The organism is Neglectibacter caecimuris (genome assembly GCF_034335015.1).
Classification (GTDB): Bacteria; Bacillota; Clostridia; order Oscillospirales; family Acutalibacteraceae; genus Acutalibacter; species Acutalibacter caecimuris_A.
Map to the genome: position 1 here is coordinate 213,636 of NZ_JAWXXK010000001.1, position 18,085 is coordinate 231,720.

The 18,085-nt window shown below is 52.7% G+C and carries 14 protein-coding genes; 4 read left to right on the top strand and 10 right to left on the bottom strand.

What is annotated here, in order from left to right; all coding sequences use genetic code 11:
• The first annotated feature begins 37 nt into the window (after window positions 1–37).
• Window positions 38–262, top strand: coding sequence for a DUF1902 domain-containing protein (locus U8T64_RS00995; RefSeq protein WP_322180071.1), 225 nt, complete (start codon window positions 38–40; stop codon window positions 260–262).
• Entirely contained in the window at window positions 255–449 is a 195-nt protein-coding gene (locus U8T64_RS01000; RefSeq protein WP_322180073.1) for a type II toxin-antitoxin system HicA family toxin, read from the top strand. The genes U8T64_RS00995 and U8T64_RS01000 overlap by 8 nt, the downstream gene beginning before the upstream one ends.
• A gap of 68 nt (window positions 450–517) precedes the next feature.
• On the opposite strand, the gene U8T64_RS01005 is transcribed toward U8T64_RS01000, so the two are convergent.
• From U8T64_RS01005 to U8T64_RS01035, 7 genes are all read right to left on the bottom strand, one after another.
• Complete coding sequence (locus U8T64_RS01005) at window positions 518–1,399, bottom strand: glycyl-radical enzyme activating protein (RefSeq protein WP_322180075.1); 882 nt, start codon at window positions 1,397–1,399, stop codon at window positions 518–520.
• A gap of 4 nt (window positions 1,400–1,403) precedes the next feature.
• The gene (locus U8T64_RS01010; RefSeq protein WP_322180077.1) at window positions 1,404–3,629 is read right to left on the bottom strand and encodes a pyruvate formate lyase family protein; all 2,226 of its coding nucleotides are present in this window, start codon (window positions 3,627–3,629) and stop codon (window positions 1,404–1,406) included.
• An 89-nt stretch (window positions 3,630–3,718) separates the two neighbouring features.
• On the bottom strand, window positions 3,719–5,566 hold the full coding sequence (locus U8T64_RS01015) for a cache domain-containing sensor histidine kinase (protein ID WP_322180079.1): 1,848 nt from the start codon (window positions 5,564–5,566) through the stop codon (window positions 3,719–3,721).
• A gap of 34 nt (window positions 5,567–5,600) precedes the next feature.
• Entirely contained in the window at window positions 5,601–7,169 is a 1,569-nt protein-coding gene (locus U8T64_RS01020; RefSeq protein ID WP_322180082.1) for a response regulator, read from the bottom strand.
• Window positions 7,170–7,528: 359 nt separating this feature from the next.
• Window positions 7,529–9,094: an ABC transporter substrate-binding protein gene (locus U8T64_RS01025; protein WP_322180084.1), complete on the bottom strand. Its 1,566-nt coding sequence runs from the start codon at window positions 9,092–9,094 to the stop codon at window positions 7,529–7,531.
• Between the two features lie 38 nt (window positions 9,095–9,132).
• A complete protein-coding gene (locus U8T64_RS01030) occupies window positions 9,133–10,029 on the bottom strand; it encodes a carbohydrate ABC transporter permease (protein ID WP_322180086.1) in 897 nt (298 codons plus the stop codon).
• A gap of 37 nt (window positions 10,030–10,066) precedes the next feature.
• The gene (locus U8T64_RS01035) at window positions 10,067–10,987 is read right to left on the bottom strand and encodes an ABC transporter permease (protein ID WP_322180088.1); all 921 of its coding nucleotides are present in this window, start codon (window positions 10,985–10,987) and stop codon (window positions 10,067–10,069) included.
• A gap of 622 nt (window positions 10,988–11,609) precedes the next feature.
• Here U8T64_RS01035 and U8T64_RS01040 point away from each other — a divergent pair.
• A complete protein-coding gene (locus U8T64_RS01040) occupies window positions 11,610–12,353 on the top strand; it encodes a helix-turn-helix transcriptional regulator (protein ID WP_322180090.1) in 744 nt (247 codons plus the stop codon).
• A 127-nt stretch (window positions 12,354–12,480) separates the two neighbouring features.
• Window positions 12,481–14,181 (top strand): glycoside hydrolase family 2 protein, encoded by a 1,701-nt coding sequence (locus U8T64_RS01045; protein ID WP_322180092.1) that lies wholly within the window; start codon window positions 12,481–12,483, stop codon window positions 14,179–14,181.
• Between the two features lie 169 nt (window positions 14,182–14,350).
• Here the strand turns inward: U8T64_RS01045 and U8T64_RS01050 are convergent, their stop codons facing one another.
• The 3 genes from U8T64_RS01050 to U8T64_RS01060 form a co-directional block, all read right to left on the bottom strand.
• Window positions 14,351–15,184, bottom strand: a complete 834-nt coding sequence (locus U8T64_RS01050; protein WP_322180093.1) for a D-alanyl-D-alanine carboxypeptidase family protein — start codon at window positions 15,182–15,184, stop codon at window positions 14,351–14,353.
• Window positions 15,185–15,280: 96 nt separating this feature from the next.
• Entirely contained in the window at window positions 15,281–16,348 is a 1,068-nt protein-coding gene (locus tag U8T64_RS01055; RefSeq protein ID WP_322180095.1) for a M23 family metallopeptidase, read from the bottom strand.
• 99 nt (window positions 16,349–16,447) lie between these two features.
• The gene (locus U8T64_RS01060) at window positions 16,448–18,073 is read right to left on the bottom strand and encodes a xylulokinase (RefSeq protein ID WP_322180097.1); all 1,626 of its coding nucleotides are present in this window, start codon (window positions 18,071–18,073) and stop codon (window positions 16,448–16,450) included.
• Window positions 18,074–18,085 lie beyond the last annotated feature (12 nt).

Consider the following 18,085-nt stretch of genomic DNA (forward strand, 5'->3'; position numbering starts at 1 on the left):
AAAAAATGCTATATAATAAGTAAAAGGAGGCTTGTTTATGGAGTATATTGTAAAGCTGTCATGGGATGAAGAAGCAGGGGTATGGATTGCCACAAGCCAGGATATACCCGGTTTAGTAATGGAATCTGGTTCGTTCGATGCACTTTTAGAGCGGGTGCGCTTTGCCGCGCCGGAGCTTATTGAACTGAACCACCCCGACGAAAAACCGCTTTCTTTACGTTTTTTATCAGAACGCCGGGAAAGGATCACGATAAATGGCTGAGTATGAGAAAAAAGTGCGGGATATTCTTCGGGAAAATCATTGTAAATTTGTTCGCAGAGGTAAGGGAGACCATGATATATGGTACAGTCCTATTACTAATCGTCACGTTACCGTGGACACAAAAATAAAATCCCGCCATACCGCAAATGCTGTTTTGAAGCAAAGCGGCATTGATTACAAATTTTGAATCAGCTAAAATCTCAAACAGCCTGACTTTCCTTTCCGAGAAAGTCAGGCTGTTTTCAGTTGATAGCTTTATTCCTCTCCGATCTTGGACTCCCAGCTTGCTTTTTGCACCGCCGGGACTGTTTTGAGGTCTCCCAGCCGGTATTTCAGCCCGATCTCGCTCCACTTGCCTTTTCCGATATCGTGGTACGCCATGATCTCCGCCTGCCCGATATTGGAAAACTCCCGCCGCAGGGCGCGGATCTGGGAAAAATGCTCTTCCGTATTATTGACCCCCGGAATGATCGGGCAGCGCAAAATGACGGGCTTCCCGTTTTGACGCAGGTATTCCAAAAGGGGACGGATATCGAGGCCGTTTCCCCCCAGCCATTTCTTTTGATCCCCGGAAGGCCCCAGCTTGTAGTCCAGCAGAAACAGATCGACCAGCCCGCACAACTTTTCCGCCCGTTCCAGGGAAAAAGCGCCGTTGGTTTCCAGGGCAGTGGAAAAACCCTCCTGTTTGCAAAGCTCCAGCAACTCCAGTAAAAATTCAAACTGCACGGTGGCTTCGCCGCCGGAAAAGGTGATCCCACCCTGGGAGCGCTCGTAAAACTTTCGGTCCTTTCTGAGCTCCGCAAGCACCTCCTCCGCCTCCATGGAGCTTCCGAACGTGCTCAGGGCCTCCGCCGGACAGGCCTCCACACAGCTTCCGCAGGCGATACATGCTGAGAAATCGATCTCGTGCCCTTTTTCCGGTGAGACCCGGTGGACCCCCTGGGGGCACACAGCCGCGCAGGCCCCGCAGCCGATGCATTTGCGGCTGGAATACCCCAACTGAGGAGCAATTTGAAAGCTTTCGGGATTGTGGCACCACCGGCACCGCAGGTTACAGCCCTTCAGGAATACCGTGCTCCGAATGCCGGGGCCGTCCTGGGTGCAGAATCTTTGAATATTTAACACGATCCCCTTCATGGCGTTACCCTTCGTAGGTGGTTCTGGTCAGGATCTCCCGCTGGACGGAGGGCTCCAGCGTAACAAACCGCGCGCTGAACCCGCCGATACGCACGATCAGGTTCTGGTACTGTTCCGGATGCTTCATGGCGTTTTCCAGGTCTTCTTTCCCCACCGCGCAGAGATTCAGCTGTACGCCGTTGTTTTCCAAAAAGGTCTGCACCAGGAACTTGACCTTTTCAAAAGAAGAGGCAAACAGCTCCTTGGTCAGCCGCAGATTGTTGATGACGCCCGCGTGGTTTTCCGCGGGGAATTTTGCCATGGAATTCAGCAGGGCCGTAATGCCGTTTTTATCCGCCGAGATGGAGGGACCGTTTCCGTTGGAGATTGCCTCGCCGCGCTTCCGGCCGCAGGCGGAGGCTTCACAGTAATAGCCCCATTCCGCGCTCATAGAGTTGTTGACGCTGACGATATGATACCGGTTCAGCCCTGCCTTTTCCCCGCAGCTGCTGGTCAGCGCGGCAATATCGTTGAAGAGGCGCACCGCCATTTGATCCGCTTCCTCCAGGTCGTTGCCGTATTTGGGCGCTGCCTGCATCCACTTGCGCTCTGTTTCGTACCCTTCGAAATCTGCGTCTAAAATGGCTACCAACTCTTCTAAAGTCAGGCGCTTTTCCTCAAACACCAGCTTTTTGATAGCCGTCAGGCTGTCCGCCGCGCTGATGATCCCGAAGACCTCGCTTGCCGCGTTCAAATAACGCACGCCGCCTTCCAAAAGCCCCTTGCCCCGCTTCAGGCAATCGTCCATCAAAAGGCTCAGGTGGAGATAGCCCGCCTCTTCTCCCGCCACCCGATAGTTTAGAAATTTATGTACCGCCAGCCTTTGAAGCGTGGGCTCCATCATGGAAAACAGCGCCCGGTACAGCTCTTCGAAGGAGCTGTACTCCCGAAGCTCCGGCAGCTCCTTTTCCACGGTCACCTCAAAGAATTTATCATAGCCGCGGTGCAGCAGGATTTCCAGAGCCTTCAGGAGATTCACGCCGTTGTTGGGCGTGCCGGTGCTTTGCCCCACAAGAACGTATTCCCCACACCCAAAGGGCACATATTGCTCCGCTTCCTCTCTCGTTACCCCGTACAGCTTTTCCACCGCCGGAACGTTGGTCTCATCGGAATACAGAATGGGGAAGGTACAGCCCTCCGCATTGACCTGAAGAGCTTTCCTGAGAACCTCCTCGCTCATTCCCACATGATACCGCAGGGTAAGCTGGGGAACGGTTTCCTTAAATCTTCTGGAGGCCTCCATAAACGCCATGGCCAGCTGATCGGCATGGTCGGGAGCATGTCGGCCAAGCCCGCCGATGATCACCCGGCAGTCGTGCATTTTATCGATAGTTCTGAAATGCTGATAGAGGCCCAGGATCAGCTGAACACCCTCTTCCTCGGTAAGCCTTCCCTCCTGAAGATCCTCGGCGTACAGGTCTCCCAGATAGTCGTCCATACGGCCGTAGTTCATCAGGTCGCTGCACACGGAGTAGACCCACATCAGCTGCAGGCCTTCCAAAAAGGTTGCCGGCGCCTTGTGCTGAATGTTTTCCAGCGCCTGAGAAAGCTTCTGAAATCTGGCCTGCTGCTCCTCTGTTCCCGTTTCGGAAAGGGCTCTCGCTTCCCAGGCGTATCTTGCACAGGCATTTCTCACGGCGTCCACCCAAAGGTGCAGCGCCTGATAAAAACCGCCGTTTTCCTTTTCCGCGGCGCAGCGGTCTATTTCCTCGTCCAGGCCGTCCAAGCCCAGGCGGATCAGCTTTTGAAAATCCACATTGGTTCCGGCTACCCGGCAATCGCAGTTTGCGAACCCGGCGCTGTGAAAGCTGTAGCCCATTTCAAAGCCGTATCGGTGGATAAAACGATCCGTCACCTTTTTTCTAGTGTTTTCCAGCTTCCAGAATTCCAGCGCGACTTCCGCTTTTTTGCGGGTCGTCTCGTCCAGCTCTTCCTTGCAGTCCTGAAAGGCCGCCAAAAACTCAGGCTCGTGGAAATAGTATGTATAGATCCCGCCGTACTGCGAGGAAAATCCCACCAGTTCATGGCGCATCATCCCCGCCAGCCGGTCCCCCGGCTCCAGAGGCTGCAGGATGTGCTCCAGCTGGTAAGCGACACATCTGGCTTCCCGCAGGTACTTATCGCCGCTGTTGCGCTTATAAATCTCTGTGAATTCCACCGCGTGTTTGATCATCTGTATGCTCTGCTCCATGACGACACCCTCTTTTCTTTTAGTAGCTTCAAAGTACCACAATTCCCCGGAAAAAATAACCGGGAAAAACTGTGATTTCAAGGAAAAACCTACGGGTTTTCCGGGCCTTCCTTTTGGGAAGAAAAATTTTCCTCCTTTCCCTCCTTACAGGCCGGGATCCGAAGCCTGGCGGTGGTACCCTTTCCGAGTTCGCTTTCATAGCTCAGCCCATACTGTTCGCCGTAATTCAGCTTCAAGCGCAGGTCGATATTTTTGATCCCATAGCCGGCGTCCCGGGAGGATTTGGAATTCAGGATATCCTTGATCTGCTCACCGCTCATTCCTATGCCCTCGTCCCGAACGGTAAGCACAATATCCCCGTTTTCCAAAGAGGCAGAAATGTAAATGGGATATTCCCGGTCACACGGAGTTTCCCCCATTCCGTGAATGATGGAATTTTCCACGATGGGCTGAATAATGATATTGATACAGGAATATTGACGTATTTCTTCAGGAACATCGAGATGCAGCCGGATCATGCCGTCAAAATGATAATTTTGGATCGTAACATAAGCCTGAACGTGATTCAGCTCCTGCTCGATCGTTACAATTTCCATGCCTTTATTCAGGCTGATCCTGTAAAACCGGGACAGGCTTTTTGTAATTTGAGAGATCTCCGGCACGTTGTGATCGATGGCCTCCCAGTTGATCAAATCCAGGGTGTTATACAAAAAGTGGGGGTTTATCTGTGCCCGAAGCGCCTGCAGCTGGGCTGCCTTTACCGCCTTGCCGGATTTATATTTTTCCTCCATCAGCAGATCCAGCTGCCGGGTCATATTGGAAAAGCTGCGGAACAGTTCTCCGATCTCATCGAGCTCCTCTGTTTCCAGGTCAAGCTCCAGCGTTCCGTTTGGAACTTTGCGCATCATCTCCGTCAGATAAGATAAACGGCTGGTGTAGTATCTTGAGATCCTGTTGGAAACCAGGAATACCGCAATGATCGCTACAAGAGTCAATACAAAAATGATGGATTGCAGCTGCCTGCTCTGCTGCAAAATTTCTCCCTGGGGGATCAGCGCGATCAGAGACCAGTCTGCCGTATCGAGATAAGTTTTATTTACATAATATCCGTCTCCCAGCAGCGAGATCTCATTCCAGGAACCCTTCGCTGAAAAATCAAGGGTCCCGCTCTTTTGCCGCAGCTCCTGAAGCAGGCTGTGGTTTTCATCAGAGCAGCTGATAAGCTGCCCCTCGCTGTTTACCAGATACACAATACCCGATTTTGTGATTTTGGATTTTTCCAGTACACTTTTTATCTTGTAGGTCTGGATCCCGATCTGCTCCACGCCGATAGGCTGAATAGTACCGTCTGTTGTAAGGATCAGCCGGAGCAGGGAAACTACCTCCACCTCATAATTTGTTCCCGGCATGATGATTTTTTCCGGAACAGTAAAGAAGCTGTAATCTCCATTTCTTGGAAGCTCTCCGTAATCTTCTCTGTTTTCCAGCGCTGACACTTTTTCAAAATGCCGCATGTTGTTGGAATAGGTCAATCTGTCCGGCACAAAAAGCCGGGCCATGTAAATGGTTTCCACCAGTTCTGCTGTGCGCAAAACACTGTCCAGGCGCAAAAAATCCCGGTATTGCTCTCCAAGCTGCCGCTCTTCCCCGGAGCTGTTCAGCTTCAAAAGCTCCTGCACATCGTGATTGTAATAAATTTGATCCGATACATACACCATGGTATCCAGATAATTTTGGATAAAGGAATTCGTCTGTTCAAAGGACTGGTTTGCGGAAAATAAAATCTTTTCCCGATCATTGTAATTGACCAAATGACTCAGCACGATCATAACGATCATCAATATGCTGATGATCGCAATGGAAAAGGAGATCGTCAGCTTCATATACATAGAACAGCGGCGAATCATTTTGCCCAGCTGCGCTCTTAGTTTTCTCATGGTTCCCACACCTCTCCGCCGCAAAAGCATGCTATTATTCCGCCCCAAGCTTTCTTTCCCGATATTCTGAAGGCGCAATTCCGTACTCCTTCTTAAAGACCTTCGCAAAATAGTTGGGATCCTCATAGCCCACCGCCAGCGCTACCTCATAGGTTTTCAAACGCAGGTCGGAAAGCAGCTGCACGGACCGTTCCATTCGCACTTTGGTCAGATACTCCCCAAGGGTATTTCCGGTTTTTCTCTTAAACAGAGAGGAAAGATACGTGGGTGTAATGTAGAGCTCGGCGGCGATCTGTTTTACGGAAAGATTCTTCTGCTGATAATGCTCGTTGATATACCGCATGACCCGTGTGATCATAAGGCTGCTGCTTTGATCTTTCTGCGCCATGGTGAAAAGCTCTTCGATTTGTGAGACCAGGTGTGCCTCAATTTCCGAGATGGTATCCATTCCCTCGATAGCCTGTATTTCCACCTGATATTTTTCTTCTCTTTTTTCCCTGCTTTCCAGAGAAAGCCTTTCCTGCTCAGCGATCAGAAGCTTTTCCAGCTCAAAATAAATGCTCAAAACATACGCTGAAGCTTCCGCCTGCATTTCCCGAAGGGTTTTACTTAATTCCCGAATATGGCGCCGGGCGGCCTCCTGATCTCCCCGGATCAGAAAGCTCTTAAAGCTCCCCATATCCTCCTGGTTCAGCACGATCTTCTTTTCCTTTTTTTCACAATAGGATTCCCGGTGGGAATAACCCTTGTAAAAAACGGCTTTCTCCGCTTCCCGGGCATGCTCGTAGGAGCTGTGAATTTGGCAGGGAGTGTCCACAAGATCTCCCAAAGCCAGAAAAACCGACAACTCCCCACAGGGCTTTTCACATACTGCTTCCAGGCGTTTGACGATCTCACTTTTTTCTGAGATCAGTAAGCTTTCCCCGCACAAAAGAAGCACCATATGGCGGTTATCTGTAAATTCGCCGTAAAGGAATCCGCCTGCCCGCGAAAGCTCTTCCGGCTTCAGGCGCTGAAGGACCTCCTTTTTCTTTAAGACTGTTTGCAGCACTGGTTTGGAAAACCGCAGCACACAGACCCGATAGCTTTCGTACTCCCGCAAAAGCAATTCGGAAAGCTCCAAAGGACCGTCAGCCTTATGCGCCCTGAGCAGCGACAAAAAGGTTTCCTTTTTGAGGAATTCCTGGTTTTGGAGCAGCCGTTCATTGTTTCGGATCGAATTTCGATCCTCTAAAACAGCTTTTACCGTTTTCTTGATAGCATGCTCCAGTTCTTCCAGATCAATGGGCTTTTCCACATAGCTGATGGACCCCAGCTCAATGGCCGCCTTCAGGTATTCCTTATCCGCATAGCCGCTGATAATGATGATTTTACAGTGCGGATATTTTTCTCTCAGCGCAAAGCACATCTCCAGCCCATTCATTTTTCTCATGCGGATATCGGAAAGAATGATATCCGGCTGATATTCTTCACAAAGCTCCAGGGCTTCTTCCGCGCTTTGGGCTGTTTGCAGCATATCTATCCCCAGATTTTTCCAGTCAATATGATTTAAGAGTCCATTCCTTGTTTTGGCCTCGTCCTCTACAAGCAGCAGTTGTATCATGCGCCTCCCCTTTCCAAATCCCCCGTCCGCAAAAGTATAAGCTTTCACAAGATCTGATAGCTTCGCTTGAAAAGGAGTCCCTTTTTTGATATTACTTAGAATTAGTGTTTCCCTGCTCAGCATATCACATGCTTCCAAAGTTTTCCACAAATTCCAAAAGACTCTTCTCCAAACCGGTTAAGCTGTCCACTATTTCCCCGTTGAACCCGGAATAACAAAACCATGCAGCCAAAACGCTGCATGGTTTTGTTTCCTTCCACAGGCTTTCACCTGCAGCTTCACAGACCGTATGATTTCCGTGTATTTGATCTCTCGCGCAATGCGCGTCACCCGGACAGAACAGAAAGCTCTGCCTGTGCTTACTGCTTCAGGTACTCGTCCAGCTGTCTCTGGAATTCCTCGATCACTTTGTCGATCCCGGCAGCCTGCATCTTCTGCTTGTACTCCTCCAGGCCTGTTACCGGGTCGGTGTAGCCCAGCTCCAGGGGCCACCAGTACTGCTGATGGGCGTTGATGCACGCGGCATACTCGGTTTCCACCTTGGAGGTATCGATGTTCATGCCGCGGAACTTCTGGCAGCCTACGCCGTCCTGGATCTTAGCGTCGCTCGCCTTCTCCATCTCTCTCAGATCGCTGGGAGAGCCGTATACGGGCAGAAAGAAGTCGGGGGTGCGGGCCGCCCACAGGGAGGACTCGGCATAGTCATCGGTATTGAGCATTTTCACCTGGCCGTCGATCACTTCATAGGAAGTGCCCTCGATACCGTAGTCCCACGCGCGGAAGGCTTCCTCATCACCAGTGATCAGGTCATACCAAGCCAGGGCTCTCTCGGGATTCTTAGAGGTGTTGGAAATGGCCAAGCCGTCCTGCATGAAGGAGCTGTAGGAAACATCTCCAATAAAGTTTGCGAATTTGAAGCCCCACTCAGGGTGCTTCATGTGCTCGCCCTCATAAGTACCGCCGTTCTTAATACGGCTGGCAGCCTTTCCGCTTTCCACCTTGGCGGAATCGGTATCGGACAGAGCGGATTTTGTGAAGTAGCCTGCTTCGTTCCAGCGATTTACCAGCTCCAGGAACTCAGGGGTCTTCTCATAATCGTAGTAGGTGAAGATCTTGGGCTCAGCCTCCTGAGGATCCAGCCACAGGAAATCGCCGTTGGCGCCCTTTACCGGATACAGGCCTCTCTCCTGCATGAAGAGCTCATCGATTTCAGAGCCCTCGGAAACAATGGCCACAGGTTCCATTTCCGGAGCGGCTTCCTTCACATAGGAAAGATAGGTCTCGTAATCGTTCAGATTTTCCATTTTGCCATCCCAGTCCGTACCCTCCAGAATGTCAGTACGATAGATGGGGCCGTAAATATTATAGGTTCTGAACAGCGTGGGGATCGCATAGTAGTGGCCGTCTACCGTGGCCTGCTGCTTTGCGCTTTCAGACTGCTTGGAGAAATTGTTGGGCGCATAGGTGGGCCACAGCTCGTCCAGGCTCTTAAAAGCGCCCTTCTGCGCCAGAGAGTAGTAGTTCAGCCAGTTGGCGGTATACGCCATGTCGAACTCCTCTCCGGAGGAGAAGATCAGCGGGTACTTATTTCTGTACTCAGCCCAGCTCAGGTAGTTGGTCTTAATGGTGCAGTTGAGCTTCTCCTTGAAGAGAGCATTGTAGTTCTCCTCGATCTCGTCCTGCTTTGCGGGCCTGTCGCCGATGAGATAGAGGGTCAGCTCTACCTCTTCGGAGGTGTCGAGCCCATTGGAATTGTCCGCTACTTCAGAGGACTCCGGTGTCTTGGAAGACTCGGGAGTGCTGGCAGCGGCAGAGCTTTCCGGCGCTTTGCTGCCGGAATTCTGGTTCCCACAGCCTGCGAAAACACCCAGCATCATGGCAAGGGCGCACAGCAGAGCCGCAGCTTTGACTAGCTTGGTTTTCATAGAATTTTCCTCCAGATAAATTTTTATTTACAGGTCGGTTATCCTTTGACGGAACCGATCGTAATTCCCTTGACAAAATATTTCTGTACAAATGGATACAGCAATACAATGGGGCCGGTAGCCACCACCGCCATGGCCAGCTTCAGGCCACTGGTAGGCAGGTTTTCCACGCGCCTTCCCACCTGACTGGCCATCTGCGCCATTGCCTCCTGCTTTTGCAGCATGTTATACAGCATGTATTGCAGAGGATATTTCTCTTCCGAATTCAGATACAGCATGGCATTGTACCAGTCATTCCAATAGCCCAGCGCAATAAAAAGGCCAATGGTCGCAAGCCCGGACTTTAAGAGCGGCAGAATGATCTGGATAAAGATTCGGAATTCTCCCGCGCCGTCGATCTTCGCCGATTCGATCAACGCCACCGGAATGGCGGCGATAAAGCTTCTCATGATCAGCAGGTAGAACACATTCATCATCGGAAGGATCAGCGCCAGCAGATTATCCTTCAGGTGAAGGTACTGGATATAGAAAATGTAGGTGCATACCATACCGCCGTTAAACAGAGTTGTGAAATAGAAGTAGAAGGAGATCACATTTCTGTATTTGAAATCCTTTCGGCTGATAACATAGGCCGTCATGGTCAGGAAAAACAGGCCGGCTATCGTACCAATCACCGTAATAAAAATGGAAACGCCGTAGGCTTTAAGGATTTTTTCCGGATACTTAAAAATCATTTCATACGCTTCCGTGGTGAATTCCCGCGGAAAGATACTGTAGCCCTCAAACCGGATCGCCTGCTCTGAAGTAAAGGAACCGGAAATCAGCATGATAAACGGCAGCAGGCACAGTAAGGCGATAAAGGTCAGAGATAGATAGGAAATGATATTGAAAATAATTCTGGATGTTGTAAGCTTGATTCTGGTTCTATTCTGCACAGCGACCCCTCCGTTCGATCCAATGCCCATCCTGACCTTAAAACAGCGCGTAATCTGCTTCTATCTTCTTCACGACCTGATTGACGACCATGATGATCACAAAACACAGGACAGACTGGTACAGCGTTGCGGCGGCCGTCATGCCCAGGTTGGAGTTCATCAGCAGAGAGCGGAACACGTAGGTATCGATCACATCGGTTTTATCAAAAAGCTGGCCGTTGTTTCCCACGATCTGATAGAACATCTCAAAGTCCCCCCGCAGGATCCGCCCCACCTGCAGCAAAACCATGGTGATGATCGTGGGCTTCATGGACGGCAGCGTAATGTACCAGATCTTTTGGAAAATGTTGGCTCCGTCAATATCGGAGGCCTCATAGCACTCCATGTCGATATTGGTGATGGCGGCGATATAAATGATGGAGTTATAGCCCACCCACTTCCACGCGTTGAAAGCGCAGACGATCCAGGGCCAGATCCCCGGCATGGAGTACACGTTCACCGGTTCCATTCCCAAAACGGCCCGCACATTATTCAGAACACCGCTTTCATAGTTGAAAATATTAAAAACGAAGGTTCCCACAATGACCCAGGAAATAAAGTACGGCAGGAAAATGACCGACTGAGTGACCCGTTTGAAGATTCGGCCGTTTAGTTCCGAAATAATGATCGCTACAACAATGGCCAGGGCCTGCGAGGTGACCAGATTGATCAGATTGTACACTATCGTGTTTCTGGTAATATTCCAGCCCGTTCCGGAAACAAACAGATACCGGAAATTTTCAAAGCCACACCAGTCGCTGCCGAACACTCCCAAATTGAAGCGATAATTTTTGAAGGCCACCACCAGGCCGGACATTGGCAGATACGACATGACAAGCACCAGTGCCATGGCCGGAAACGCCATCAAAAACAACGCCCTGTTCTTTTTCAGTTCATGAAAAAAGCCGTGCCTTTTCAATGCCCTTCCCTCCTATGTTTCCCTGATTCAAAAATTTTGTTAAGGCAATACCGCACAATTTCAAACGTTGTATTGCGTGTGCTGCTTTAAGGAAAGCGTACCACATTTTTCGGGAAATATTAACCAGACAAAACTGCGTTTCTAAGGAAAATACTATGCAGTTGTGCAAGTCAAAAAAGATTTTCGCCCCGCACAAACCTATTGGAAAAATCATAGATTTTTCCAATAGGCGCTGATTGAAACGCGAGAGAGGGGCCTCGTCTGTCGGTTCGGGTGCTGTGCCCCAGTGGGGCACGTTTAGTACCGACCGAGTTGACAAACGAGAACGGCGCTGGGCAGTCTCCACCGGAGGCCAGCGCCCCTGATGGTCCCTAGAAGCTGCAAAGCAGCTTTTTCACACTCTTCCCCCTTCCGTTTCTGATGGTAAGAGGGTTTATCGACAGGCTGAGTTGTATTCTTTTTCCGTTTTTCGCCGGAAAACAACGGGGACAGCCGTTTCCGGCCGAAGCCGAAGCAGGAGCCGCCTTGTCTTTCCCTCGTTGCTGTGCTATGCTTTTGTGGTAGCTTTGCGAAACTTGGACAAAATACACCTTGGCAAAAACTTACAAAGGCGGAGATCACCGTGATCACAGTAAACTTTGCGGACTACATGAAAAAAGAGGCGGAAGGGGCCGAAATACTGCGGCCCGGCGGCAGCGGGGACTATCTGTTCCTGTATTTTCCCGCGCCTATGAAGTACTGGCGCGGAGAGGAAGAGATCCTTACAAAGCGTCACGCCTGCATTTTGCTGGGGCCCCGGGACGCCCATCGGTTCTGTGGAGCTCCTGATTTTATCAACACCTATATTCACTTTACTGTTTCCGCGCAGGAAGTGAACGAGCTTTGTGTGGAAACGAACCGCTTCTTTTACCCCGCCTGTTTTGAGCAGCTGAACCAGCTGGCGCTGGAGATCAAGGAAGAGCTGTTGACCGGAGGCGAGCTGCACCGTGAGATGATCCATGCCGCTATGCTCCGGCTTCTCATTCTGCTTCGAAGAAGCGCCGCCTCCCCCAAAAACGACCCTCTGAAGGAGCAGTTGGAAGCGCTGCGGTATGAAATACTGGCCGATTGCTCCCTGACCCCTTCCGTGTCAGAGCTGTGCGCTAAAATGTGCATGAGCCGAACCGCATTTTACGAGGCCTACAGACGTTATTTTCACTCTTCCCCTAAGCAAGATCTGCTGCGGGTGCGTATGGAAAAAGCCGCGGTGCTCCTTACCAACCAGTGGAAAACCGTGGCCGCCGTGGCGGAAGAGGTAGGGTTTCACAGCGTAGAGCATTTTACCCGCTCCTATAAAAAGTATTACGGGCAGCCCCCACGGAGATAAAATCCGGACAAAACATCAAGTGAGCGGGACTTTTCATCATTGTGAGGCAGCGCTTTTCCCGGTAGAATAAAAGCTGAAAAAATACAGGCCCTGCCGGAATGCAGGCCTACAAAAGGAGCTTGATCGTATGGTCAGACCGGAGCATCCAAATCCGCAGTTTTACCGGGAAGCCTGGGAAAATCTCAACGGGGAATGGGAATTTTCCTTTGATTTCGGCGCCACCGGCAGGGAGCGTGGACTTCCCACGGCCCAAAAGCTGGACAAAAAGATCCTGGTCCCCTTCTGCCCGGAAAGCAAACTATCCGGGATAGAATATAAGGATTTTATGAACTGCGTCTGGTATCGCCGGGAGTTTTCCGTGCCGGATACCTGGCGGGACGGCGGTAGAGTACTGCTTCATTTCGGCGCTGTGGACTACAAAACCACCGTGTATCTCAACGGAGAGGAGGCCGGTACGCATACCGGCGGCTATACGCCCTTCCAATTTGATATTACCGGGCTTCTTGCCGATGGCGTCAATGTGGTCACTGTATGCGCGGAGGACGACAACCGAAGCGGCCTTCAGCCCTGCGGCAAGCAGGCGCACCGGTATTTTTCCTCCGGCTGCGATTATACGAGAACCACCGGCATCTGGCAAACCGTATGGCTGGAGCATGTTCCCGAAAATCATATTGAGCGCTTCCGCCTGATCCCCGACGTAAAAAACCGCCGGCTGCTGTTTGAAGTGTACCACACCGGGAAAGAAAACCTGCATGTGGACGTTTCCTATCAGGGAAAAGCCATGGGAAGCGCCGCGCTTTCCTCCGGTACCGGCGTGATCCGGGGCGAGGTGGCCCTTGCCGAAGAGCATTTATGGGAGCTGGGAAACGGGCGGCTTTACGATGTGCGGCTTACCTTCGGAGAAGACCGGGTAACAAGCTATTTTGGCCTGCGGGAAGTAAAAATGGACGGCTACCGGTTCCTGCTGAACGGGAAATCGGTGTTCCAGCGGCTGGTGCTGGATCAGGGCTTTTACCCCGATGGGATCTATACCGCCCCCACAGAGGAGGCCCTTGTGAAGGATATCGAGCTTTCTCTGGCCGCCGGGTTCAATGGGGCCAGACTGCACGAAAAGGTTTTTGAGCCCCGGTTTTTATATCACTGCGATAAAATGGGCTATCTGGTGTGGGGCGAATACCCCAACTGGGGGCTGGATCATTCCCGCATGGAGGCGCTTCCCGATTATCTCAGGGGCTGGCGGGAGGCGGTAAACCGGGACTTTAACCACCCTTCCATCATCGGCTGGTGCCCCTTCAATGAAACCTGGGATTACGACAATAAACGGCAGTGGAACCCCCTGCTTTCCTCCGTGTATGATTTGACAAAGGATCTGGATCCCACCCGTCCCTGTATCGATACCAGTGGAAATTACCATGTTGTCACCGATATTTTCGATGTGCACGATTACGACCAGAACCCCGAGACCTTCGCGAAGCGCTTTGAAAAGATTTCCGAGGGGCTCCTGGAAAACCACTGCAACGACCGCCAGCAGTACCGTTTGGGCGAGCCCGTTTTTGTCAGCGAATACGGCGGCATCAGCCGGGCCTCCGACAAGGAGCTGGGCTGGGGCTACGGAGAATCCCCGGAGGACGACGAAGCCTTCTACAAGCGCTACGACGGCCTGACCACCGCTCTGCTGGAGAACCCTTATATTCTGGGCTTCTGCTATACCCAGCTGTACGATATCGAACAGGAGGTAAACGGCCTTTATACTTACGACCGTCAGCCGAAATTCGATTTGGAGCGCATTCAAAGCATCAACCGGAAAAAGGCCGCTATAGAGGACTGATATATTTTTGAGTAAAAAAACAGAAGAACAGCGTTTTTCCAGGCTGTTCTTCTGCTTTTTTTGGTTTCTAAGATTTCTTTCGGGAGCGACTGCCAGAGGCCGGACCTTGGACGGCAAAATGCCTTATTCAGGCAAAAAACGTCTCTTCCAAGGCAAAAAGAGCGCCTTTTCAGGCGCTTTTTTGATAATTGTTTTTGAGATAGTCCCGGTATTCCTCCAGGCAGAGATCCAGGCGTTCCATTTCCTGGGCGTATTCTTTTCCCACATAGCGGTAATGCCAGCTTTCGTTATCGATACCGGTAGCGCTGACCTTGCTTTTTTTGTAGCGCTGCACAAAGCCGTATTCTGCGGCGTGCTCCTCCAGCCAGCGGTAGGCCTCGGTTTCCTCGAAATCGTCGCTGACATCGTTGAAATCCACAGCCAGGCCGGTATGGTGTTCACTGTAGCCGGGGCGGTTGATGGTGCGAAGGGCGTCCTCTAGGGCGGCTTCCTCCGTCATGCCTTCCTGGGAGACCCGCTCCTGTACGGCCCGGTCCAGAATTTCCTGCTGTAGCTCCACGCTGCGGTAGCTGGAAGCGATCCAGAGAGTGACGCCGTCCTCGCTTGCCGCCGCCAGCAAAGCGCTGAGATCCTCATAAACACACTCGTCCACCTGCTCCTCTCCCGCAATGGTTCTCGGCGTAACATGCCAGCCGTCCGGCAGAGAATTTTCGCTGTTTACCAGTACCAGAAGAGGATCGGACAGCCGGGGATCGGCCGGTTTTGGAGAAGGGGTGAGGGCGGACGTCGCGGACACGGCGGAAGAATTAACGGCAATATGAGGCTGGCCGGAAGAGGCGTTTTCCTCCTCCGGAGAAGAGACAAAGCCCGAAAGAGCGGAGGCAAACAGGGAAACCGAAGCGATCACCAGCACGCCGATCCCCAAAAGCTTTATGATTCGCAGATTGCGTTTTCGGATCTGCTCTCTTTGCATACGGGAGCGCTCCCGCTCTGCTTTATTCATGAAACATTTCTCCTTTTCTCATTCCGTGCTGTTTGACTTCCTTATATCTTAAAGAGCGCCGCTGCCTGAAAAATGTAACCGGGCTCCTTCAGGCTCTCAGGAAGAAGCTTCCTCCGAGGAAGGCGGAGGGGTGAAGCAATCCTCCGGAATCTTTTCCCGGCAGGCCCGCACCCGGCTCCATTCCTTGGTGGCGTCGTCCCGCCTCACCTCGCTTTGATGGCTTCGCAGCAGGTTGCACAGGGCATATACGTCCACCCAGATCTCGTTATTTCCCTCTTTTTGGGATTCGTCAAAAATCAACTGCAAACCGTAATGCAGATGACTCACATTGATATTGTTGGTATTTTCCGTGGCGCTGTAGCCGGTGCGGCCCACATAGCCGATCACGTCTCCCGCCATGACGGTTTGGCCTACCGCCAGGCCCTCGGCATAGGGGCGGTTCTGCCGGAGATGGGCATAGTAGTGATAGCGCTTTCCGTCAAAGCTGCGAATGCCCAGCCGCCAGCCGCCGTACTGGTTCCAGCCCATGGCCTCTACCACGCCGGATTCCACAGCGATCACCGGTGTGCCTACCGCCGCCATCATATCGTGGCCCAAGTGCTTTCGCTTGTAGCCATAGCTGCGGCCCGCACCGAAATCATCGTAATCGCTGTAGGGAAAGGTTTTGGCAATGGGGGAACAGCCCCGAAGACCATACCGCTTTTCCCAGCCGGTCTCCGTTTCCTCTTCATACTCGCCCACAAGACCGTCCAGTACCGCGCCGTAAGCCTCCCGGTAATAGCTGTAATACTTCATCTCGGAAGCCAGCGCGGAGATGGAGTCGCCTTCCTTTGTCCGCTCCACCAGGGCGGTAAGATCTTTCTTCTGATACCGGGAAAAATCCCCGCCGTATTTCGCGCCCAGATACGCCAGCAGCTCCACCCAGCTCACATGGGGATTTTCCGGATCGCCATAGGTGGCAAGATCCGCCTCCAAAGCGTCCTGCAAAGGGCCCTCCGGCACGGTGAAATCCACCCATTTGATATAGTCCTTCTTTTCCGTCTGGGCTGTGGCGGCAAAGGAATTCGGCAGCAGAAAAAAACCGGCGGCCAATGCCAATAGAATACAACAAAATACCAGCGCGGTCAACAGGAGCTTTTTACGAAGTCTCAGTGTCAGGAACATAGCCATACCACCCGGGTTTCAAAATCTCTCAGGCTATGCTATGTTGAAATCGGGAGATTTTAGAACCCGCGAGAGGCTCCTGACCTCCGAAACCGGAAATTATTTCAGCGCCCTTGCCGCCTCCCGCTCCGCAGTAAGGCCCCCGCGATACCGTTTCATATAGCTTTGGAAGCCGGAGACGTCCTCCGGCAGGGGCTGGGCGCAGCTTCCGGCGGCGCTTTGAAATACCTTTTGCTCCAAATAGTGCTCCAGGGTTTCGCCCGGCTCCCGGTTTTTCCGGTACATGGCAAGCAGCGCCATGCCCCAGGGGCCGCCCTCCCCAGCGGTTTCCAACACCGCCACAGGCACATTCAGCGCCCCGGCCAGAAGCCTTTGGGCCACGCCCTTTGTCTTGAACAGCCCGCCGTGTCCATACAGCTTTTCCAGCGTGACGTGTTCCTCCCGGAACAGAAGCTCCATGCCCATTTGCAGGGTAGCCATGGCGGCATAGAGCTGCGCCCGCATGAAATTGGGAAGCGTCAGGCGGCTGTCCGGGCTTCGCGCGATCAGGGGGCAGCCGTCCTCCAGGCCCGCTACCGGTTCGCCGGAGTAGCAGTTGTAGCTCAGCACGCCGCCGCAGTCCTCTTCTCCCTTCAGGGCCTGATGGTACAGCAGCTCGTAAAGCCGAGACTTGGAAGGTTTTGTGCCCGCCGCCTCTAAAAGCTGCCCGAACAGCTTTACCCAGGCGTCCAGATCCGAGGTACAGGTGTTGCAATGCACCATGGCCACAGGCAGGCCGGAGGGCGTAGTGACCATGTCAATCTCCGGATAGACCCTGGAAAGGGCCTTTTCCAACACCACCATGGCAAAAATGGAGGTTCCCGCGGAAACATTTCCCGTGCGGACAGACACGCTGTTGGTGGCCGCCATGCCGGTACCCGCGTCCCCCTCCGGAGGACACAGGGGGATCCCCGCTTCCAGCTCCCCAGAGGGGTCCAAAAGCCCGGCGCCCTTCGGCGTCAGCACACCGGCGGGCTCTCCGGCGGAAAGCACCCTGGGCAGTACCTCGGAAAGCCGCCAGGAAACGCCCTGACCGGCAAGCAGGCTGTCAAACCGCTTGATCATTCCGGCGTGGAAGGTTTTCGTATCGCTGTCAATGGGGAACATGCCGGAGGCCTCGCCCACGCCCAGCACCCGTTCCCCGGTGAGCCTCCAGTGCACATAGCCCGCCAGGGTGGTGAGATAATGAAGCTTTTGCACATGGGGCTCTCTGTTTTTGAGCGCCCTCCAAAGGTGAGCGATGCTCCAGCGCTGAGGAACATTGAACTGAAACAGGTCGGTAAGCTCCGCCGCCTCCCGCTCTGTCAGGGTATTCCGCCAGGTGCGGAATTCGGCCAGCTGGTTTCCTTCCGCATCGAAGGGAAGGTACCCGTGCATCATGCCGGAGACCCCCATGGCCCCGGGGCACTTCAACGCTGTGCCGTACCGTGCTTTTACCTCTTCTCTCAGGGCCCGGTACGCGGCCTGGATCCCCTCCCACACATCGTCCAAATGGTAAGTCCACACTCCGTTTTCCAAGCGGTTTTCCCAGTCGAAGGCGCCGGAGGCGATAGGGGAATGATCCGCTCCGATGAGCACCGCCTTGATCCGGGTGGAGCCCAGCTCGATCCCCAGGGCGGTTTCCCCCTGCTCGATCCAGCTTTTTACGGTTTCCGGGCTGGTAGAATTTGTGATTTTCTCTTCCATGGCACAGCTCTC